The 20,570-nt window shown below is 64.7% G+C and carries 19 protein-coding genes and 3 pseudogenes; 18 read left to right on the top strand and 4 right to left on the bottom strand.

What is annotated here, in order from left to right:
- Positions 1–52: 52 nt before the first annotated feature.
- From accC to G3N64_RS00415, 14 genes are all read left to right on the top strand, one after another.
- Positions 53–1,405: an acetyl-CoA carboxylase biotin carboxylase subunit gene (gene accC / locus G3N64_RS00480; protein ID WP_205781829.1), complete on the top strand. Its 1,353-nt coding sequence runs from the start codon at positions 53–55 to the stop codon at positions 1,403–1,405.
- 83 nt (positions 1,406–1,488) lie between these two features.
- Positions 1,489–2,160: a 5-oxoprolinase subunit PxpB gene (gene pxpB / locus G3N64_RS00475; RefSeq protein WP_205781828.1), complete on the top strand. Its 672-nt coding sequence runs from the start codon at positions 1,489–1,491 to the stop codon at positions 2,158–2,160.
- Entirely contained in the window at positions 2,157–3,161 is a 1,005-nt protein-coding gene (locus G3N64_RS00470; protein WP_205781827.1) for a biotin-dependent carboxyltransferase family protein, read from the top strand. The genes pxpB and G3N64_RS00470 overlap by 4 nt, the downstream gene beginning before the upstream one ends.
- A gap of 3 nt (positions 3,162–3,164) precedes the next feature.
- Positions 3,165–3,635 carry a hypothetical protein gene (locus G3N64_RS00465; RefSeq protein WP_205781826.1) on the top strand — a complete coding sequence of 157 codons (471 nt, stop codon included), beginning with the start codon at positions 3,165–3,167 and terminating at the stop codon, positions 3,633–3,635.
- Positions 3,625–4,407, top strand: coding sequence for a 5-oxoprolinase subunit PxpA (locus G3N64_RS00460; RefSeq protein ID WP_205781889.1), 783 nt, complete (start codon positions 3,625–3,627; stop codon positions 4,405–4,407). Before G3N64_RS00465 ends, G3N64_RS00460 begins: the two co-directional genes overlap by 11 nt.
- Positions 4,408–4,521: 114 nt before the next feature.
- Entirely contained in the window at positions 4,522–5,265 is a 744-nt protein-coding gene (locus G3N64_RS00455; protein WP_205781825.1) for an SDR family oxidoreductase, read from the top strand.
- Between the two features lie 42 nt (positions 5,266–5,307).
- Positions 5,308–5,976 carry an RraA family protein gene (locus G3N64_RS00450; RefSeq protein WP_205781824.1) on the top strand — a complete coding sequence of 223 codons (669 nt, stop codon included), beginning with the start codon at positions 5,308–5,310 and terminating at the stop codon, positions 5,974–5,976.
- Positions 5,977–5,979: 3 nt separating this feature from the next.
- On the top strand, positions 5,980–8,772 hold the full coding sequence (locus G3N64_RS00445) for a phosphoenolpyruvate carboxylase (protein WP_205781823.1): 2,793 nt from the start codon (positions 5,980–5,982) through the stop codon (positions 8,770–8,772).
- 123 nt (positions 8,773–8,895) lie between these two features.
- Complete coding sequence (locus G3N64_RS00440; protein WP_205781822.1) at positions 8,896–9,909, top strand: D-glycerate dehydrogenase; 1,014 nt, start codon at positions 8,896–8,898, stop codon at positions 9,907–9,909.
- A gap of 300 nt (positions 9,910–10,209) precedes the next feature.
- Positions 10,210–10,911: an amino acid ABC transporter permease gene (locus tag G3N64_RS00435; RefSeq protein ID WP_205781821.1), complete on the top strand. Its 702-nt coding sequence runs from the start codon at positions 10,210–10,212 to the stop codon at positions 10,909–10,911.
- A gap of 2 nt (positions 10,912–10,913) precedes the next feature.
- The gene (locus G3N64_RS00430; protein WP_205781820.1) at positions 10,914–11,663 is read left to right on the top strand and encodes an amino acid ABC transporter permease; all 750 of its coding nucleotides are present in this window, start codon (positions 10,914–10,916) and stop codon (positions 11,661–11,663) included.
- 27 nt (positions 11,664–11,690) lie between these two features.
- On the top strand, positions 11,691–12,419 hold the full coding sequence (locus G3N64_RS00425; RefSeq protein ID WP_205781819.1) for an amino acid ABC transporter ATP-binding protein: 729 nt from the start codon (positions 11,691–11,693) through the stop codon (positions 12,417–12,419).
- A gap of 52 nt (positions 12,420–12,471) precedes the next feature.
- On the top strand, positions 12,472–13,353 hold the full coding sequence (locus tag G3N64_RS00420) for a transporter substrate-binding domain-containing protein (RefSeq protein WP_346778789.1): 882 nt from the start codon (positions 12,472–12,474) through the stop codon (positions 13,351–13,353).
- Positions 13,354–13,431: 78 nt separating this feature from the next.
- Positions 13,432–13,959 carry a gluconokinase, GntK/IdnK-type gene (locus G3N64_RS00415; RefSeq protein ID WP_241020693.1) on the top strand — a complete coding sequence of 176 codons (528 nt, stop codon included), beginning with the start codon at positions 13,432–13,434 and terminating at the stop codon, positions 13,957–13,959.
- Positions 13,960–14,026: 67 nt separating this feature from the next.
- Here G3N64_RS00415 and G3N64_RS39525 read toward each other — a convergent pair.
- Positions 14,027–14,217 (bottom strand): annotated as a pseudogene (locus tag G3N64_RS39525) (DDE transposase); the annotation flags it as partial.
- On the opposite strand from G3N64_RS39525, the pseudogene G3N64_RS00410 reads away from it, so the two are divergent.
- A pseudogene (locus tag G3N64_RS00410) lies at positions 14,212–14,367 on the top strand (transposase); the annotation flags it as partial. The pseudogenes G3N64_RS39525 and G3N64_RS00410 sit on opposite strands and share 6 nt — an antisense overlap.
- Before the next feature lie 43 nt (positions 14,368–14,410).
- On the opposite strand, the pseudogene G3N64_RS00405 reads toward G3N64_RS00410, so the two are convergent.
- Positions 14,411–14,635: pseudogene (locus G3N64_RS00405) on the bottom strand (IS3 family transposase); the annotation flags it as partial.
- A 124-nt stretch (positions 14,636–14,759) separates the two neighbouring features.
- Entirely contained in the window at positions 14,760–15,761 is a 1,002-nt protein-coding gene (locus tag G3N64_RS00400) for a LacI family DNA-binding transcriptional regulator (protein WP_241020692.1), read from the bottom strand.
- A 194-nt stretch (positions 15,762–15,955) separates the two neighbouring features.
- Here G3N64_RS00400 and G3N64_RS00395 point away from each other — a divergent pair, with 194 nt between their 5' ends.
- The 3 genes from G3N64_RS00395 to G3N64_RS00385 are packed head-to-tail and all read left to right on the top strand — an operon-like array spanning position 15,956 to position 19,486.
- Positions 15,956–17,278 (top strand): LLM class flavin-dependent oxidoreductase, encoded by a 1,323-nt coding sequence (locus G3N64_RS00395; protein WP_205781817.1) that lies wholly within the window; start codon positions 15,956–15,958, stop codon positions 17,276–17,278.
- Between the two features lie 47 nt (positions 17,279–17,325).
- Positions 17,326–18,297: a sulfonate ABC transporter substrate-binding protein gene (locus G3N64_RS00390; protein ID WP_205781816.1), complete on the top strand. Its 972-nt coding sequence runs from the start codon at positions 17,326–17,328 to the stop codon at positions 18,295–18,297.
- Between the two features lie 34 nt (positions 18,298–18,331).
- On the top strand, positions 18,332–19,486 hold the full coding sequence (locus G3N64_RS00385) for a porin (protein WP_205781815.1): 1,155 nt from the start codon (positions 18,332–18,334) through the stop codon (positions 19,484–19,486).
- 240 nt (positions 19,487–19,726) lie between these two features.
- Here the strand turns inward: G3N64_RS00385 and G3N64_RS00380 are convergent, their stop codons facing one another.
- Positions 19,727–20,500 carry an IclR family transcriptional regulator gene (locus G3N64_RS00380; RefSeq protein ID WP_205781814.1) on the bottom strand — a complete coding sequence of 258 codons (774 nt, stop codon included), beginning with the start codon at positions 20,498–20,500 and terminating at the stop codon, positions 19,727–19,729.
- Positions 20,501–20,570 lie beyond the last annotated feature (70 nt).

Here is a 20,570-nt window from a genome sequence, read left to right as displayed (position 1 = left end):
AGCCGGGCGGAGAACGGCCGCGGCGCCATCGGAACCGGCGAGCGGGGCGACCATGTTCGATAAGGTGCTGATTGCGAATCGAGGCGAAATTGCGCTCCGGATTCAGCGTGCGTGCCGCGAGCTGGGCTTGCGGACGGTCGCCGTTCATTCGGAGGCGGATGCCGGTGCGCGCTACGTTCGTCTGGCGGACCAGGCCCTCTGTATCGGACCGGCGGCGCCGGATCGAAGCTATCTGAACCAGGAGGCCATCCTGCTCGCCGCCCGCGTGAGCGGCGCGGGGGCGATCCACCCCGGCTACGGCTTCCTGTCCGAAAACGCGGCGTTCGCGGAACAGGTCGAGGCGGCCGGGCTGGCGTTCATCGGGCCGACGGCCGAATCGATTCGCACCATGGGGGACAAGGTGGCGGCCAAACGCGCGATGCGCGCGGCCGGCGTGCCTTGCGTGCCGGGACCGGACGGCAGTCTGCCCGACGATCCCGGCGAGATCCTCAACATCGCGACCGAGATCGGTTATCCCGTCATCGTGAAGGCGTCGGGCGGCGGCGGCGGTCGCGGCATGCGTGTCGTGCACGCCGCGGCCCAACTGCTCGATGCGGTGGCCGTGACGCGCGAAGAAGCGCGGCGCGCGTTCGGCAGGCCCGAACTCTATGTCGAAAAATTTCTCGAGCATCCTCGCCACGTGGAAATTCAGGTGCTCTGCGACCAGCATGGCACAGCGCTGTGGCTCGGGTCGCGCGACTGTTCGCTGCAGCGGCGCCATCAGAAAGTGCTCGAGGAGGCGCCCGCGCCACACATCGATCCCGGACTGATTCGCGAGGTGGGCGAGCGTTGCGCGGCCGCGTGCCGGCAGATCGGATATCGCGGCGCGGGGACATTCGAGTTCCTGTTCGAGAACGGCCGGTTCTATTTCATCGAAATGAACACGCGGCTTCAAGTCGAGCATCCGGTGACGGAGGCGATTACCGGAATCGACGTCGTGCGCGAGCAGATCCGCATCGCGCAAGGCCATGCGCTGACGTGGACGCAAGCGGACCTTCGCTCGGCCGGGCACGCGCTCGAATGCCGGATCAACGCGGAAGATCCGTTCACCTTCGCGCCGTGTCCGGGCCGGATCGTCGAATGGGAAGTGCCCGGCGGCAACGGCATTCGCGTGGATTCGCACCTGAGCGCCGGTCATGTCGTGCCGCCGTACTACGACTCGCTGATCGCGAAGGTCGTGACGCACGGCGCGACCCGCGACGAGGCGATTGCACGGATGCGCGTCGCGCTGTCGGAGATGCGCATCGAAGGGATCCGGACCAACGTGCCGCTTCATCGCGCGATCCTGGACGATCCGGCGTTCGGCGACGGCGGTGTGGATATTCATCACCTGGAACGCTGGCTCGCCGCGCGGGAGGCCGTATGACTCGCATCATCGAGCCTGCGCCGCCCGGCCTGCATGACGATTCGGCAGTCGCGTGTGCCGAACCGGAAGGAAAAGCTCTTGCAATGAAACAGGACGAATCGGAACAAACGCTGTGCGTCAGCCTGCTCGGCACCACCGCGATGCTGTTCGAGGCGCCGGGCGCGCTCGACCTGCGGGTGCAGCGTCGCATCTGGACGCTCGCGCGTACGGTCGGCGGGTGGTCCGGCGTGCGCGAGGCCGTGCCCGGCGTGACCAACCTGATGCTGACGTTCACGCATCCGCCGAAGGACCCGGCCGCGCTGGAAGCGCAACTGGTCGACGCATGGCATGCGGCTGGCGAACTCGATATCGCGGGCAACGTGGTCGAGCTCGCGGTGCAGTACGGCGGGGAGTTCGGACCGCATCTCGACGACGTGGTCGCGCATACGGGCCTGTCGGTCGACGAGGTCGTCGAGATTCATTGCGCGCCGCTCTACACCGTCTACGCGCTCGGCAGCCATCCGGGCTACTGCTATCTCGGCGGCATGGATCCGCGGATCGCCACGCCGCGGCGCAAGGTGCCCGTACTCGGGCTGCCGGGCGGCGCCGTCTCGATCGGCGGCGTGCAAACGGGCGTATCGGCGTCCGCCGGCCCCAGCGGGTGGAACACGATCGGCCGCACGGCGATGACGTTCTTCGACCCCGCACGCGAGCGGCCGGCCACGCTGGCCCCCGGCGACATGATTCGTTTCCGTGCCGAAAGGATTGTCCGATGATCGAGATCTTGTCTTCATCCGCGTTGGCGACGGTGCAGGACCGCGGGCGCGAAGGCTACCTGCGCTTCGGCGTCGGCACGTCCGGTGTGATGGACCGGGTCGCGCTCGCGATCGGCAACCTGCTGCTCGGCAATCCGGACGACGCGGCCGCGATCGAAATCCCGATGTTTCCGTTTCGCGTGCGCTTCCTCGAGGATCTGGCGTTTGCGATTACGGGCGCCGATTGCGCGGCCCGGCTCGACGAGCGGCCGATTCTGCCGTGGTGGACGATCGAGGCGAGGCGGGGCGAAGTGCTGACGATCGGCATCCCCGCGTCGGGAACACGCTGCTACCTGTCGCTTGCGGGCGGCGTCGACGTGCCCCGTGTGCTCGGGTCGCGCAGCACGCAGTTGCGCGGGGAGTTCGGCGGATTCAACGGACGGCAGTTGCAGAAAGGTGACGTGCTCCATGCGATCGGGCTCGATGCGCGCGCACCGTTGCAGTCCGTCGCGAATGGCGGGTTCGGCGCGGTGCCGCCGGCGTACCTGTTGCCGACGCCCGCGGCCACGCCGGCCGCCGAAGGCGGCGACACAGTGGTGCGGGTGCTGCCGGCCGCCGAGTACGAATGCTACGAAGCCGATTCGCTCGACGCGTTTTGGCGCGAAGGCTGGAAAGTGACGCCGCAGAGCGATCGATACGGATACCGGCTCGCCGGCCCGACGCTTGCGGCCCGCCGGCCGATCGAGAAACGCTCGCACGGCATCGTGCCGGGCGTCATCCAGGTGCCGCACAGCGGCCAGCCGATCATCCAACTGCGCGACGCGCAGCCGTCGGGCGGTTATCCGAAGATCGGCACGGTGATCGAAGCCGATTTGTGGCGGCTTGCGCAAGCCCGGATCGGCACGCGGATCCGCTTTGCCAGGACCACCTACGAAGAAGCGGTTGCCGCGCTCGACGAGGTGGAGCGCTATCTCGCCAAGGTCCGCAATCTCGCCGGGCTGTTCCGTGCGTCGAAATACTGACTCATGACAAACAACAACGAAGTGGACATTCAAGACCTTCGCCAGATCTCGTCGTGGCTCGCCGACGCCGGGATCGAATTCGCGGAGATCCGGCTTGCGGGTTCGACGGTCCGCCTGACGCTCGAACCCGCGGCGCCGACGGGCGATACGGGTGCGATCGGGACGCCGTCGCAGGTCGCCGGCCCGACGTCGATCGTCAGGTCGCCGTCGACCGGAATTTTCGTGGCCACGCATCCCGACCGGGCCGCGCCGCAAGCCGCGCTCGGTCATCGTGTCGAAGCCGGGAGCGTCGTCGGTCTGCTGCAGATCGCCGAGTTGTACCGGCCGGTCGTTGCGGAGCGCGGCGGCGTGATCTCGGCGATTCACGCGGAACCGGGCGGCCTCGTCGGGTATGGGGCACCGCTGTTCGAACTGGCTGCCGACGTGCCGCCGCCACCCCTCCCACGCATCGAGAGAGCAGATGATGGAAATTGACCTGAATGCGGATGTCGGCGAAGGATTCGGCCCGTACCGAATGGGCGACGACGAAGCGATGTTCGATATCGTTTCGTCGATCAATATCGCGTGCGGTTATCACGCGGGCGACCCGGTGATCATGGACCGGACTGTGCGCCTTGCAGGCGCGAAGGGAATCGACCTGGGCGCGCATGTCGGCTTTCCCGATCTGCTGGGGTTCGGGCGGCGGCCCATTCAGGTGGACCCGCTCGAACTCGCGAAGTACGTGCTGTACCAGATGGGCGCGCTCGAAGGGATCGCGCGCGCGGCGGGCCATCGCCTGACCCACATGAGTTTTCACGGCGCGCTCGGCAACATGGCCGCCGCGTCGTATGAACTCGCAGAGCCGCTGGTGCGGGCGGTTGCGGAATTCGACCGGAATCTCGTGATCAGCGTGTCGACCAACACTGAGATCGAGCGAGCGGCCGACCGGATCGGCGTGCGCACGGCGAATACTTTCCTCGCCGATCGCGCCTACGACGATCAGGGCGCGCTCGTGTCCCGCAAGCTCGCGGGCGCGGTGATCAAGGACCGGGCGGCGGTGCTCGCGCGCGTGCAGCAACTGCTCGAGGAGGGTACGGTCACCACGATCGCGGGCAACCCCCTCAGGATGAATGCGAGGTCGATCCTGCTTCATGGCGACACGCCGGGCGCGGTGGAACTCGCGCGCATGGTGCGCAGTGCGATCGAAGCGGCGGGCGGGCGCGTCGTGCCGGTATCGAATCTCGTCAAGCGTTCTTCGCCGTCATAAGTCCGGCTTATCGCACCACATCGAATCCGTCTTGGCGCGCGAATGCGGCGCCGAATACATTGTCAGCAGCGTTGATCGGCATACCGATGCAACGCGATTCCACAGAGGTGAACCATGCCGTTTTCCGATTACAAAACCGCACTCGTCACGGGCGCTTCGACGGGGATGGGCGCCGCGATCGTCGAGCGCTTCTGCCGCGAAGGGCTCGAGGTCCATGCACTGGCGCGCAGCGCGGACCGGCTCGACGCGCTCGCGAAACGCACGGGTTGCATTCCGCATGTGATCGACGTCTGCGACCTGGACGCGGTCACGAAGCTGACGCAGGACGTCGAATTCGACATCGTCGTGAACAACGCGGGGGTATCGCGCAAGGGGTCGATTCTCGACGCCAACGCCGACGACATCGACGTGCAGGTGGAAGTCAACCTGCAGTCCGTGCTGCATATCGTGCGGCTCACTATGCCGGGCATGGTCGAGCGCGACCGCGGGCACATCGTCAACATCAGCTCGATTGCGGCGATCTACAACTTCAACGGCAACTCGATCTATCACGCGACGAAAGCGGCCATTCATGCGCTGTCGCGACAGCTTCGCGTCGATGCGACCGGCCGGCGCGTGCGCGTGACGGAAATCTGCCCGGGACGCGTCGCGACCGATATCTTTGGCCACGTGCACGGCGACATCGAAGCGGCGCGCAAGCAGTTCATCGAAGGCTTCGAGCTGCCGCAGCCGTCCGATATCGCCGATGCGATTGCGTTCGCGATCGCCGCGCCGCTCGCGGTCAACATCAGCAACATGGAAATCCTCCCGACCCTGCAGGTGCCGGGCGGCCTCACGACGGTCAAGCGCGACGCATAAGCGGATCGATTCGGTCACGTCCACAAGTACGGAGAGCACATCATGCAACAACGTATCGGTTCCCGAAAGAACGCGTCGGCGCCGCAAGCCGATCCTGCGATCATCGACGCGCTGCGCGACATTCCGGCCGCGCTGATCAGCGACAACATGCGGCGCATCGTCGGCACAGCCGCGTTGCGCCCGTACCACCGGTCGGGCGGGATGGTCGGCACCGCGGTCACGGTACGCGTGCGCCGCGGCGACAATCTCGCGATTCACCGCGCGTTCGAGTATTGCCGGCCGGGCGACGTGCTGGTCGTCGACGGCGGCGGCGACGTCACCCAGGCACTGCTCGGCGAAATCATGTCGATGTATGCGGAGAGCATCGGCGTGGCCGGGCTCGTGCTCGACGGCGCGATTCGCGACGTCGCGGCGATTCGCGAGAAGGATTTCCCGGTGTTCGCGCGCGGCGTCACGCACAAGGGGCCCTACAAGGCCGGCCCAGGCGAGATCAACGTGTCCGTGTCGATCGATGGCCTGGTGATCCATCCCGGCGATATCGTCGTCGGCGACGACGACGGCCTCGTCGCGTTTCCGCAGGAAGAAGCAGAATACCTGATCGAGAAGGCGCGCGCGCAGATGCGCAAGGAAGCCGACACGATCCAGTCGATCAGGGAACGCCGCTTCGATCGTTCGTGGATCGACGCGTTCGAAGCGAATATGGCTGGCTGAGCGATGGAATCTCGCGGCGAAGCATGCGAAGGCGTTGCCGTCACGGCGCTGGCGAACCGGCTTCTGGCACTGACCGCCGCGACGCGCGCGCGCTCGGAGGGCGACCCGTTCGCCAATCCGGTGCTGTCGCTCGCATGCGCGATCATGCAGTCGATCGACGATGGGCGAATCGGCGGCGAAGACACGCTCGAACTGGTGAGACAGCTGCGCGATCAGGCGTTCTCGGATCGGGCGGCGCGGATCGCCGCCTATGTCGGCGGCGTCGGTGTCGACGCGAACGACGCGGCGCTCGAATCGATTGCCGGTCGTGTCGTGGGCGACGCGAACGACTGGGACGGCTTTCGCGCGCGCGCCGAGCGCACCCGCTATGCGGCGGTATTCACCGGGCATCCGACCTTCGCGCTGAATCCGGAGGTCGCGCGCCATCTCGCCGATCGCGCTTGCGGCGCGGCGCCGCGGCGATTCGAGTCGCATCGCCCGGGGACGGTCACGCTCGACGCGGAGTTCGAGCAATCGGTGCAGGCGATCGATCATGCCCGCGATGCGCTGGATCGCTTCAATGCCGCGTTGTTGTCGGCGGCACGCCGGGCCTTTCCCGACCGTTGGCTGGCGCTGGTGCCGCGGCCGTTGATCGTGTCGACCTGGGTCGGCTACGACACCGACGGGCGAACCGACATCGGTTGGTGGGATACGCTGCGATTTCGCCTGCGGATCAAGCGCCTGCAGCTCGCGCGCATTCATCGGCAGACGTCCGCCGTCAACAGTGCGCGGAAGCTGACCGAACGTGTCGCGACGGCACTCGACGTGCTGGACCGCCAGATCGCGGCATGCCCGAACGGCGCGGATGCGCGCCAGACTTCCCGGTTCGCACAGGCGCTTGTCGCGCACCGCGACGACGCGCTGGTGGACCCGGTTACCCTGGACGAGCTTTATCGCGACGCGATCGCGGCTGCGCCCGATCGCGACCGGCTGGCGCTGGCCGTGTCGCGCGCGGGCCTCGCATCGCACGGGCTTGCGCTCGCGCATACGCATTTCCGGCTGAACGCCGCGCAGCTTCATAACGCCGCGCGTCAAAGGCTCAATATCGCCGATTCCGTCGATGCGCCGATGCACCGGCGCGCGATGCTGGCGGCGATCAACGCCGAACTGGACAAGGTGCTGCCGCTGCCGGTCGACTTCGGCTCGCTGCTCGTGGAGCAGTCGACGGCAGCCCGGACAATGATGGCGATCGCGCAGCTCGTCAAGCACATCGACGGCGCGACACCGGTTCGATTCCTGATCGCGGAGACGGAGAGCGGATACACGTTGCTGGTCGCATTGTGGCTTGCACGGCTTTTCGGCGTGGAGCGGCACGTGGAAATCAGCCCGCTGTTCGAGACCGAGGAGGCACTCGAGCATGGCGCGCATGTCCTCGATGAAGCGCTGCGCAGCCCGCACTATCGCGCCTACATGAAATCGCATGGGCGGTTGGCACTGCAATTCGGCTATTCGGATTCCGGCCGCTATGTCGGTCAGCTTGCAGCGAGCTACCTGATCGAGCGACTCAGGATGAAGATAACCAGCATGCTCGCCCGCCACGGGCTGGACGGCATCGAGGTCGTGCTGTTCGACACGCACGGCGAAAGCGTCGGCCGCGGTGCGCATCCCGGCTCGCTCGCCGACCGCCTCAAATACCTGTCGCCGACGGCGTCGCGCCATGCGTTGAACGATTGGGGGTTGCAGGTACGGGAGGAGAGCGCATTCCAGGGCGGCGACGGCTATCTTCTGTTCGGCACACCGGCGCTGGCGCTCGCGACGGTCGCGAGGATCGCCGAGCATGCGTTCCATCATGCGATCGGCCCGGTCGACGATCCGATCTACGACGATTCGGATTTCGCTGCCGATTTCTTCGGCTCGATCCGCGCGACGATGACGGCGCTCGTCGACGACGCAGGCTATACGGCGATGCTGAGCACGTTCGGTCCCGCGCTGCTCGACCGCACGGGCTCGCGGCCCGCGGCGCGGCAAGCGGACGGCGCCGCGTTCCGCGCCCGGATTCGCCACCCGAGCGAGCTGCGCGCTATCCCGAACAATGCGATCCTGCAGCAGCTCGGCTGGTGCGCGAACACCGTGCATGGCTTGGGCGCCGCTGCGGCCCGGCAGCCGGAGGGCTTCATGGAGATGCGTGAACGCAGCCGCAGATTCAGGCGCGCGCTCGATCTCGCGGAAGCCGCGTTCGCGCACTCCGACATCGAGGTGCTGAGAGCCGTGACGTCGCTACTCGATCCCGGCACGTGGCTCGACCGCGCGCTCCACACGGCGGATGGCAGTGCGCGGGACGCGATGCTCGCGGTCGCCGCGATGCTCGAGCGGATCGGCGCGTCCGCGGCGACGCGGGCGATGTTCCGCCGCGCGTTGGCCGACGATCTGGCGCTGCGCGCCGTATGGCCGAATCGCACGCGCATGAGCGACCGCGAAATGCTGCTGCATGCGCTGCGGCTGGCGCTGATCCAGCTGGTCTGGTTGAAGGCGACGGAGATTCCGGAGTTTTCGCCGCGGCCCGATGTGACGGTCGACGACCTGCAACGGGCGATCGTCGGCCTCGACATGCCGTCCGTGCTGCCGGTACTCGCGCGGATATTTCCCGAGCGGACGGACGACACGGCCGAATACGAGTATGCCGAGCCCGCCGCGCCGCGCGCGCCGGGTTCCTATGCGAGAGAGCACCGCGAGATTTTCTCGCCGATGCGGCAGTGGTTCGAGTCCATACGCGAAATCTCTGCTGCCGTGACCCACGAAGTCGGCACGTTCGGCTGACGCCGCCCCGCACGCGCATCGCGGGCGATGGCATTCGCGATGCGACGCGCACCGGTGCGGCCTCGGAGGCCGGCACGGTCCGCCACATTCAACCTTTACTGAAATCCAGCAAGGAGTGTTCTCATGCGAGCGTCGATTCTTGTGACCCGTGCGTCGTTTCCCGACATCGTCGACCGTTTGCGGGAGTCCTTCGAAGTGACCGACAACCCGGACGACACGATCTGGTCGCAACCGGAACTGATCGCCCGGCTGCAGGGGAAACGCGGTGCTGTCACCGCGGGCAGCGACCGGATCGACGCGCCCCTGCTCGATGCCTGCCCGGGGCTAGAGGCAGTCTGCAACATCGGGGTCGGCTACAACAACATCGATGTCGACGCGTGCTCCGCGCGCGGCGTGATCGTGACCAACACGCCGGACGTGCTGACCGACACGACCGCGGATTTCGGGTTCGCGCTGATGATGGCGACGGCACGGCGCATCACCGAGTCCGAGCACTTTCTGCGCAGCGGCGCGTGGACGAAGACGGGACGCTACGACATGTTCGTCGGCTCGGACATTCACGGCGCGACGCTCGGGATACTGGGTATGGGCCGCATCGGCCAGGCGATCGCGCGTCGCGGCGCGCTCGGTTTCGGCATGAACGTGATCTATCACAATCGCTCGCGACTATCGCCGGAAGTGGAGGCAGGATGCGGCGCGCGCTATGTCGACAAGGACGCGCTGCTGCGCGAATCCGATCACCTGATCATCGTGGTGCCGTATTCGTCGACCTCACATCATGCGATCGGCGCACGCGAGCTCAGGCAGATGAAATCGACGGCAACGCTGACGAATATCGCACGGGGGGGCGTGGTCGACGACAGCGCACTGGCTGCCGCGCTCGCCGAAGGCGCGATCGCCGCGGCGGGGCTCGATGTCTTCGAGGGCGAGCCGGTCGTATGTCCAGCATTGCTCGCGCAGAAGAACCTGGTGCTGACGCCGCATATCGGCAGCGCATCGGTGGCGACGCGACGGGCGATGGCATCGCTGGCCGTCGACAACCTGATTGCGGCGCTGGGATCCGGCCCCCATGCCGGCCGGCCGCCGACGCCAGTCAATCCGCAGGTGTTGACCGACGCATCGCGCATCGGTCGATAACCGCCATTGGCGCACCGATTGGCGTATGGGTATTTGCCCGAGCGCATCGCCGACCGAGGGCGCGACGGTCAACCGGGATGTGGCGCACAGCGCCGCCACACGGGGCTCGAGCGAGTGTATCGATCGGTCATTGCTCGAACTTATCGCACCAGAGGAAAGGCGTCTGCAAGCTGATTTTTTTGCGGGATAGTATGAATTCAACGCAGTCGTCGATGCCGGCCACCGCGTTGAACAACGAAGTCATGGCGAGGCGCGCATCGCGACACGCCTTGATCCGGATTCATTTCAGAGGCGCGGACTATGAAGCTGCATTTTGACCTTTCTGCAGTGCTGCGAGGCGACTACGGTGCACTGTTTCTGCACGGCATCGAGCTGACGCTGTTGATGGCCATTTCGGCGTGGCTGCTGTCGATCGTGGTCGGGTTGACCCTCACGTTGATTCGCATGACGAATATCCGGATCGCGGAACGCTTCGTCGCCGCGTTCGTCGCGTATCACCGCAACGTGCCGATGCTCGTGCAGATCCTGTTCTGGTACTTCGGCATCTCGAACATCCTGCCTGCGGGGATCCAGGCGTTTCTCAACCAGTACAACGGCCAGTTCGTGTTCGCGGTCGTCGCGATCGGGTTGTGCAGCGGTGCCTATTTCTCGGAAGACATCCGCAGCGGGTTGCGCGCCGTTCCGTACGGCCAGTACGAAGCCTGCCGCGCGCTCGGCCTGAACTTCCTGAAGGGGATGCGTCATGTCGTCCTGCCGCAGGCGCTGCGAAACGCAATCCCACCGATGGTCAATCATGCGGTGCTGCTCTTCAAGAACACGAGCCTCGCGATGGCGATCGGCGCCGCGGAGCTGACTTACGTGACGCGGCAGATCGAGAACGACACGTTCCTGTCGTTCGAATCGTATTTCGTTGCAACCGTGATGTATCTGGCCATCTCGCTGCTGATCATGCTCCTGGGCGCACGGCTCGCAGCCTTCTACCGTATTCCGGGAGTGAAATGACCATGTTCGAGATCATTCGAGACAACTGGGCGCTGTTGCTGATCGGTCAGTATCCGCATGGGCCACTCGGCGGCATCGTGCTGACGATCCTGCTTTCCGTCGCCGCGCTCGCGATCGCGTTTCCGCTCGGGATCCTCGTTGCGCTCGCGAGAATCAGTCCGCTCCCGGTGCTGCGCGCGCCGGCCACCGCGCTCGTTTATGCGGTTCGCGGCGTGCCGCTGCTGATGGTCGTGTTCTGGGTGTACTTCCTCGTGCCCGTGCTCACCGGCTATCCGGTAACGGGGTTCGTCACGATGCTGTGCGCGCTCGTCGTCTACGACTCGGCGTATCTCGGTGAGATTATTCGCGGCGGCATCGAAGCGCTGCCGAAAGGGCAGATCGAGGCGTCGCGTGCGCTCGGCATGAGCTACCTGAAGACCATGCGTTGCGTGGTCCTGCCGCAGACCCTGTACAACGTGGTGCCGAGCATGATGACGCAGTTCGTATCGACCATCAAGGAGACGTCGCTCGGCTACATCATCAATGTCCAGGAGATCTCGTTCGCGGCCGACCAGATCAACAACCGGCTGCTGACGAAGCCGTTCCCGGTCTATCTGATCCTCGCGCTCTGCTACTTCGCGCTCTGTTATGCGCTGACGCAGTTCGCGCAATACCTGGAACGCCGTGTGACGCGCAAGCGCGCCGGCATGAACGTCCGCGCGAAGTCGGCGAACGCGGTTTCGCTGGCCGGCTCGGTATCCACGGGGAACTGAGTGACCCGACTCTCTCAAGGAACTCGCATGATCAAGTTTTCCAACGTCAACAAGTGGTATGGCGAATATCACGCGCTGGTCGACATCAACGCTGAGGTGCGTAAGGGCGAAGTGGTGGTTGTTTGCGGGCCGTCGGGTTCCGGGAAGTCGACACTGATTCGCACGGTCAACCGGCTGGAAGAAATCAATCGCGGCAAGATTTCGTTCGACGAACAGGACATCCACGACCGGAAGATGAGCGTGAACGCATATCGAAGCCGTGTCGGGTTCGTGTTCCAGCAATTCAATCTCTTCCCGCATCTGTCGGTACTGGAGAACATCACGCTCGCGCCGATCCGCGTCAGTGGCGTGAAGCGCGCAGAGGCGGAGAGCAAGGCGCTGGATTTGCTCGCCCGTGTCGGACTGTCGAACAAGGCGAACGCCTATCCGCCCCAGTTGTCGGGCGGGCAGCAACAACGCGTCGCGATTGCGCGGGCACTCGCGATGAACCCGCCGGCGATGTTGTTCGACGAACCGACCAGCGCGCTCGATCCGGAGATGGTCGGCGAGGTGCTGAGCGTGATGAAGAGTCTCGCGCAGGAAGGCATGACGATGATGTGCGTGACGCACGAAATGGGGTTTGCGCGCGAAGTCGCCGACCGCATCTGGTTCATGGACGCGGGAACGATTCTCGAGACGGCCGAACCCGACGTGTTCTTCTCGGCACCGAAGCACGATCGCGCGAAAAAATTCCTGTCGGATCTTCGTTCGCATTGATCGCGAGCTGGCCGGCCGGGCGCTGCAGGTCCTCCGTAGTTCATTTCAAAACATGTTTTTCAGTCAAGCCTCAAGGGGTTACACGATGGAAAAGTTGAAAGTCATCGCGGGAATGCTACTGTCAATCGGCATCTTGATGTACGTCGCACCCGCTCGCGCCGATCAATTGGCCGACGTCAAGGAGCGCGGCGAACTGAACTGCGGCGTGTATTCGAACGTCGAGCCGTTTTCCTATCCGAACGCGCAAACGCGCCAGCTCGAGGGGATGGACGTCGACCTCTGCAACGCGATCGCGAAGCAGATCGGCGTGAAGGCGAAACTCTCGCCGCTTGCCGTCGAGGCGCGCATTCCGCAATTGAAGCTCGGGCGAGTGGATATCGTCGTCGCCAACCTCGCTTATACGAAGACACGGGCGACCCAAATCGCGTTCAGCGATGCGTATTACTCGACCAAGGAAGTGCTGGTCGTGAAAAAGGCCGACGGCGGGAAGAAGCTGGCCGATTTCACGGGCCAGAAGATCAGCGCGGCCGATGGATCGACGTCGGCGCAATCGATCCCGCTGTCGATCAAGGATGGCCAGGCGGTGACGTTCCACGACACGAGTTCAGCGTTTCTCGCCCTCGCGCAAGGCAAGGTGAAGGGCTTCGTGACCAACCAAATGACGGCGATCAAGATCGCGAAACAGGTCGAGGGCACGGACGGTGCGGTTACCATTGCGGCCGAGCCGATGTTGATCGAGCCGATTGCCGTCGGGTTGCGTTTGAACGAGCAAGGGATGCTCGGCGCAGTGAATCAGGCGCTGGCGTCGCTCGAACAGAGCGGGCCGATGCAGGCCATCTTCGAAAAATGGTTGGGACCGAAGACGCCGTACGGCTTGGTACGGACCGACAAGGTTACGCCGATCAATCAGCTGAAGTTCATGCCGGTTTCGTAACGTGGCCGTTCGATGGCGCGGCAACACGCCATCCGGACCGGGGCGGTCGGCACCCGGCGCTTGCCAATGAGGATCGGAATGGCATCTGTAGAGACGAGACACAGGATCGTCGTGATGGGCGTGTCCGGTTGCGGGAAGTCGTCGCTTGGCGCGATGCTGGCGGCTGCCGTCGGCGGCGTGTTCGTCGAGGGTGACGATTACCACCTGCCGGAAAGCAAGCACAAAATGCGCAACGGCATTGCACTGGGCGATTCCGATCGGGAGCCGTGGCTGGACCGGCTGGCAAGCATGATGACGACGCCAGCCGCTTCGGTCGTGTTGTCGTGCTCGGCGCTGAGGGCCGCTTATCGCGCCCGGCTGCGTGCGCGTGTTCCCGGGCTGCGGTTCGTCTATCTCGAAATTGAGTTGGAAGATGCGTTGAAGCGCGTATCGAGACGAGTCGGGCACGAGTTTCCGGTCGGGCTCGTTTCGAATCAGTTCGACACCCTCGAGTCGCCGGTCAGCGAGGGTCGCGTGCTGCGCTTGCTTGCGTGCGACCCACAAGAGCAGAATCTCGCGTGGATCGTCCGATGGCTGGATGGATCGATGGATGTCGTGGGCGAGTGACGACGTCTCGTTTTCGCTGACGCTAACGGTTTGCCTCGAAAGTTAGCAACCCAACGGGTAATGCCGTTCAGTTAAGGTTCTTTCTGAGGAACCGGACGGCATAACGAGCAGGACGGGACTTGGCGGCCCGATCGTATTTGCGGTCGGGCCGTTTACATTGATGAGCAGCTTGCGGTGTTCGCGAAGTCGCTTGAGGACGGCGGGCGACTTGGCGAAGGTAGGCGTGCGTGCGGCCCACATCATCTCGTGCTGGATGAGAGCTTCAACGGCAAGTTCCGAGATGAATGCTTGAGCCTTGAATGGTTTCGAACGCGCACGGAAGCGAAGGTTGTGATCGAGCAGTGGCGGCGTTACTACTATGCCATCTGGCCGCATTCGAGTCTGGCCTACCTGGCGCCCGACGAGTTCAAGCAGTGGTATTTGACACTGCCTCGTTTTCACGTACAGCGTGTCATGCGGCGGCGCGTAGGGATTCGTACTCGACGGGAGTGCAGTAGTCGATCGACGTGTGTATGCGCTGTCGATTGTAATAGCCTTCAATCCGGTCGACGATATCCAGGCGGGCCTGAGTGCGAGTCTCGTAGCGCGTTTGGTAAATGCGCTCCACTTTCAGGGTTTTAAAGAAGCTCTCCATCGGTGCGTTGTCCCATGCGTTTGCACGTCGGCTCATCGAGATCTGTTGATTTCCACCGAATCTTGACCCCTGAGTCAGATTTCAAGCGGCGTTGACAGCTACCGCGGTTTGATGCAGAACCCGTCGGCATGCGCAACCCCGTGAATCGGCTAACTGCCTCCGGTGCTTAACTACTCGCCCTGACGACGAGGTGGCACGACATTGGTTGCTGGCCTCTGCGAAGGGTGTCGAACGTCGGAGGATCCTCCTGCAGCAGCTGGAAGATCCGCGCGGCGGCCGTGATGCCGATTTCACGCGCAGGTGGCCGCACGGTCGTCAAGCTAGGCGCCAGCATCTCCGCCATCGGGTAGTCGCCGAAGCCGACGATCGCGCATTGTTCCGGCACGCGGATGCCTGCGCCGCCCGCGGACAGCAGTGCACCAAAGGCAAGGTTGTCGTTCGCGAAGATGATCGCGTCGGCCGTGCGGCGTGCGGAACACAGTGCGAGCAGCGCCTCGCGTCCTGCGTGCATCGGCTGCGCTTCGGTCGGTGCAAACACGATCGGCTGACGCCCATGCTCGCGCATGATCTCGGTATAACCATCGCGCCGCTCGAGCGCGCTTGCGTCGCCCGCCACGCTGTTCAGCACGAACGCGATGCGTCGATAGCCGCGTTCGACCAGATGACGCGCCGCGATGCGTCCGGCTTCCTGGTGCGCGAAGCCGATCTGCAGCGGCTTGCGCCGCGGCTGGAAGTCCCACGTTTCGAGCACGGGCACCTGCGTTTGTTCGATCAGTTCCTCGGTTCCCGGGGAATGGAAGTGCGACGTGAGCACGAGCGCCGCCGGCGACCACCCGAGCAATCCGCGCACCGCGTCCTCCTCGAGATCCGTCGAGAAGTAGCTCGATGCGAGCAGCAACTGGTAACCGTGTGCTGTGACCTCGTCGCTGAAGCTCTGGATCGTGTTCGCAAAGATCGGCCCCGAGATGTTCGGAATGACCATGCCGATGACACGGCTGCGCGCCGAGGCGAGGCCGCCGGCGACGAGATTCGGCACGTAGCCGAGCTCGGCGACCGCATCGGCGATCCGCTCGCGCAGCGGCTCGGACAGTCGCGCCGGATCCTGGAAATAGCGCGACACGCTGATCTGCGATACGCCGACGTGCTCGGCCACGTCGCGTAGTGTCAAGCGTCCCGACGTGCGGCGTGAGCGCGCATCGCTTTTAGTCGAATCGGACATATGTTCCGCTGATTTCGTTATTTGACGCGGCAAATTCGCCACGGGAAACTGCCTGTTAATGTTAGCGCTAACCAAGCGAGGTCGCCAGCACGAAACGATGTGTGGCCCGGTGGTGGGGCGCTGCCTTCACGACAGGATATCGGATGACGACAGCTTCCCGCCTCATGCACCTCGGGGCCTTTCTGATGGAGACCGGACACCATGCAGCCGCGTGGCGGCATCTGGACGTGCAGGCCGATGGCGGCACGGATTTTCGTGCGTATGCGGCGCTGGCCAGCATGGCCGAGCGCGCGTGCTTCGACGCGATTTTCGTCGCGGACAGCGTCGCCGCGAACGTGGGTGATGGCGCCGCGCGCTCGGCACGTTCTGACCGGCTCGATCCGCTGACGCTGCTGCCCGCGCTCGCCGCGGTCACGGAACGCATCGGCCTGATCGCGACGGCGACGACGACCTACAACGAGCCGTATCACATCGCGCGCAAGTTCGCGTCGCTCGACCACATCAGCGGCGGGCGGGCCGGCTGGAATCTCGTGACGTCCGACAACGCGGCGGAGGCGCGCAATTTCGGCCGCGCCGAACACGTCGGTCACGACGAGCGCTATGCGCGCGCCCGGGAATTCCATCGCGTCGTGACGGGCCTGTGGGACAGCTGGGCCGACGACAGCTTCGTGCGCGACAAGGCGAGCGGCGCGTACTACGACGCGTCCACGCTGCGCGTACTCGATCACCGCGGCCCGCATTTCTCCGTGGCGGGGCCGCTCAACGTGCCGCGCCCGGTGCAGGGATGGCCCGTCGTCGTGCAGGCGGGCGCATCGGAGGCGGGGTGCGACCTCGCCGCGCAGACGGCCGACGTCGTGTTCACCGCGCACGCACGGCTGGACGCCGCGCAGGCGTTCTATCGCGACATGAAGGAGCGTGCGGTGGCTGCGGGCCGTGCGCCGGGCGACCTGAAGATCATGCCGGGCCTGTCGGTCGTCGTCGCGCGTACCGACGACGAGGCGCGCGAGCGCTTCGACGCGCTGCAGGCGCTCGTCGATCCGGTCGCGGGCGTCGCGATGCTTGCGCGGATGCTCGGCAACTTCGACCTGTCCGGCTATCCGCTCGACGGTCCATTGCCCGATTTGCCGCTCACGGACAGCGGCCAGCGCAGCCGCCAGGCACTCCTGACCGCGCTGGCCGGCGACGAGCGCCTGACGATCCGCGAACTGGTGCTGCGCATCGCGGCCGGGCGCGGGCACGTGACGGTGGTCGGCAGTGCGACAACCGTGGCCGACCTGATGCAGACGTGGTTCGAGCGCGACGCGGCGGACGGCTTCAACGTGATGCCGGCCGAACTGCCGGGCGGCCTCGATGCGTTCTGTTCGCTCGTCGTGCCCGAGTTGCAGCGGCGTGGGCTGTTCCGCACGGCCTACGCCGGCCGCACGTTGCGCGAGCATCTTGGGCTGCAGCGACCGGTGCGTGCGTAGTGCACGCATTCGTCCCGTCGATTCCATCCGATAAGGAACCTCCGATCATGAAGTTTTCCCGACGTTCGTTTCTCCGCATCGCACAGGCTGCAGCCGTGGCCGCGTTCGCTACGCCATTCACCGGCGGCGCGCATGCCGACACCGGCCGCACGCTGCGCATCGGCTACCAGAAGGGCACGCCGCTCACGCTGCTGAAGGCGCAGCGCTCGCTCGACAAGCCGCTCGCCGCGCGCGGCTTCGACATCGCATGGACCGAATTCCCGGCCGGGCCGCCGCTGCTCGAGGCGATGAATGCCGGCTCGATCGATCTCGGATACACGGGCTCGCCGCCGCCGATCTTCGCGCAGGCGGCGGGCAGCCGGATCGTCTACCTGGCGGCCGAACCAGCCGGCCCGCACAACGAGGCCATTATCGTGCTCGACGGCTCGCCGCTGAAATCGGTCGCCGACCTGAAGGGGCGGACGGTTGCATTCGCACGCGGATCGAGTTCGAACTACCTGATCGTCGCCGCGCTCGAAAAAGCCGGACTGACCTACGCGGACATCAAGCCCGCGTTCCTGTCGCCGGCCGATGCACGTGCGGCCTTCGAGGGCGGCAAGGTCGACGCATGGGTCATCTGGGATCCGTATCTCGCGGTCGTCCAGCAGACGCTCGGCGTTCGCACGATCGCCGACTACGCGTCGGGCATCGTGCAGCCGTACAGCTTCTTTCTCGGTGCGCCGGATTTCGCGAAGGCCCACCCCGAGGTGTTGTCGGATGTGCTGTCGGAGGTCGCGCGCGGCGACGCGTGGACGGCCGCTCATCGCAGCGACGCCGCGCAGTTGATTGCTCGCGAGATCGGCGTGCCCCAAACCGTCGTCGAGCGCTATCTCGCTCGATCCGCATTCGGGCTGCTGCCCGTCAATTCGACCGTGCTCGGCGCGCAGCAACGCGTTGCGGATACGTTCCGTCGAGCGAACGTCATTCCGCGTGCGATCCAGGTCGCCGACATCGCGCACCCGGTTTCCTTCACCCGCTGAATCCATACTCCACTCGCCTCGCAGAGCCGCTGTCATGAACCGACTCGCTTCCCGTACTGCCGCCATCCGTCCCGTTCGCCGCGCCGCCGCATTGCGCTGGCGCCTTCGCTTCACGCCCCGGCTGAAAACCGGGCTGCGCACGGCGGGTGCCGTCGCGCTCGCTTGCGCCAGCCACACCGCGCACGCGCAGTCGACGCTGGTCATGTACGGCATCGTCGATGCAGCCGTGCAATATGGCCGCTTCAACAGCACGACCGGCGCGATGGCATCGGCGGCGAGCGGCAACTTGCAGGCATCGCGCTTTGGGCTGCTCGGCAAGGAAGATCTCGGCGGCGGCTATCGCGCGAACTTCCGGCTTGAAACGGGCTTCAACATCTACACGGGGATGGGCGGCGGTGCGACGCAGTTCAATCGCGGCGCATCGGTCGGGCTGTCGGGGCCGTTCGGCAGCGTCGACGCAGGCTATCTGTACCTGCCGATCTACTGGGTGTTTCTCGCGTCCGACGTCGGCACGTACGGGCTCGCGAATCCGGCCGCGATCATGTCGCTCGAACACACGACGACGCTCGGTTCGAGCGGCACAGGCGGGTTCTACCGGAACGCGGTGCGCTACCGGACGCCGGAAACGCTCGGCGGCTGGTCGAGCGAGATCGGTTATTCGTTCGGCGCGCAGGATCCTGCGGGGCAGACGCTGAACGCGCGCAACGTCGGCGCGAACATCCAGTACGCGAAGAACGGCGTGCTGGTCGGCTACGGTTTCAACCGCTACCAGTACTACGCGAGCGCGACGGCATCCGACGCGTCGTCGCAGCTCACGCATGTGCTGACCGCCGCATACGATTTCGGCCGCGTGGTGGTGGGCGGGAATTACGTGTATTCGAAGCGTACTGACGGCACTGGGTGGTTTGCGTCCGCAGCGCTGCTCAACGCACGCGTGCGCGTCGGGCTTGGCGACATCAACGTCGGTGTGTCCAGGCGTATCGAGAACGGCGATGCGCGCGCGACGGCGTGCAATGCCGGCTACGTGTACTACCTGTCGAAGCGTACGCAACTGTATGGCTTCGCGACGACGATCCTGAACAACAGACATTCGACTCAAGGATTCGCATTGCTGAGCAACGCGGCGGCGACCGTGACGCCGGGGTTCGATCCGTGGGCCGTGACGGCCGGTGTGCGAACCTCGTTTTAATGAGGATATCGACGCGAGACTCACTGCCTGATTGGTCACAAGATTCCGCCTCAGGTCACTTCGATCTTGAACTCCTCCGTGTACCGCTTGCTGCTCATACTGACTTCCTTGGTTGCCACAAATTATGGCTCGAAGTCGCCTACGAAGGGCTGGCCGGTCCAAATGGCGAAATCCTTCAACTCGCAGGCCTACGAGGGAGACAACAGCTTGGTCAGACTGTTCGGAAACAAGGGGCAGGGGTCACGGTCGGGCAAGCAATCGAGACAGTCTTTGCGCCGTTGAAAGGAGGGAGGTCACTATACGGTCTTGTGGGAACGCCATCAACAACCGCTCCTTCAAGCCAACGAGGCCAATCGCGTACAGTACACCCGCGCCCTCAATCTCAATCGGACAGCTTATCGAGAACACGCCTGCGTCATACTCATCATCGTTGATCGCATATCCCGCAGCTTGCACTGCCCTGAGACCTGCCTTGACCTTTGCGGGATCGGTTACGGTGTTGGGCCTGAATTTCTCATGGTGGCCCGATACGAAACGGTTAACCAAACCTTCTGGTTGAAAAGCTACGAGAGCTTTTGCTGTTGAGGTTGCATGAACCGGGAAGTCGGCACCGGGGTAGACGAGGGTACGGGTCGGATCCTCCGGCGGCACTATCACAACCAGTTCGATCTTTTCCCCGGAAATCTTCGCCAAATATCCAACTTCACCAAAGCGGTTCGCCACCACCTGTATTTCGCGACGGGCAAGTGCTTTTGTGGATGTGCCTGTCACGTTGCTGCGAAAGAGGTCGAGTATTCGAGGGCCAATGAAATAGTTGGACCTGCCTCGCTGACCAGCCACAAACCCAGCCTCAACCATACCATTGAGCAGTCGGTGAGCCGATGGCATAGGCAATTGTGTCCTAGACGAGATCTCAGCGAGGGACAGGCCGGCCGATGAAGTCGAAATGGCTTCGAGAATGACAGCGACTCTTTCTAGCCGCCCGGCTTTCTCACCTGTTGTCTGCGTCGGCATACCTGTCCGTCCCTGTTTGGTTGCCTTGTTGTTGCGTCGTTTCGCGTGCATATCGCGGAAGCGGTGAGCA

Source organism: Burkholderia sp. Ac-20344, assembly GCF_017104975.1.
In the GTDB taxonomy this organism is placed as follows: domain Bacteria; phylum Pseudomonadota; class Gammaproteobacteria; order Burkholderiales; family Burkholderiaceae; genus Burkholderia.
Note: the sequence above shows the minus strand (reverse complement) of the source record. Positions and strands in the feature narration are given on the sequence as shown.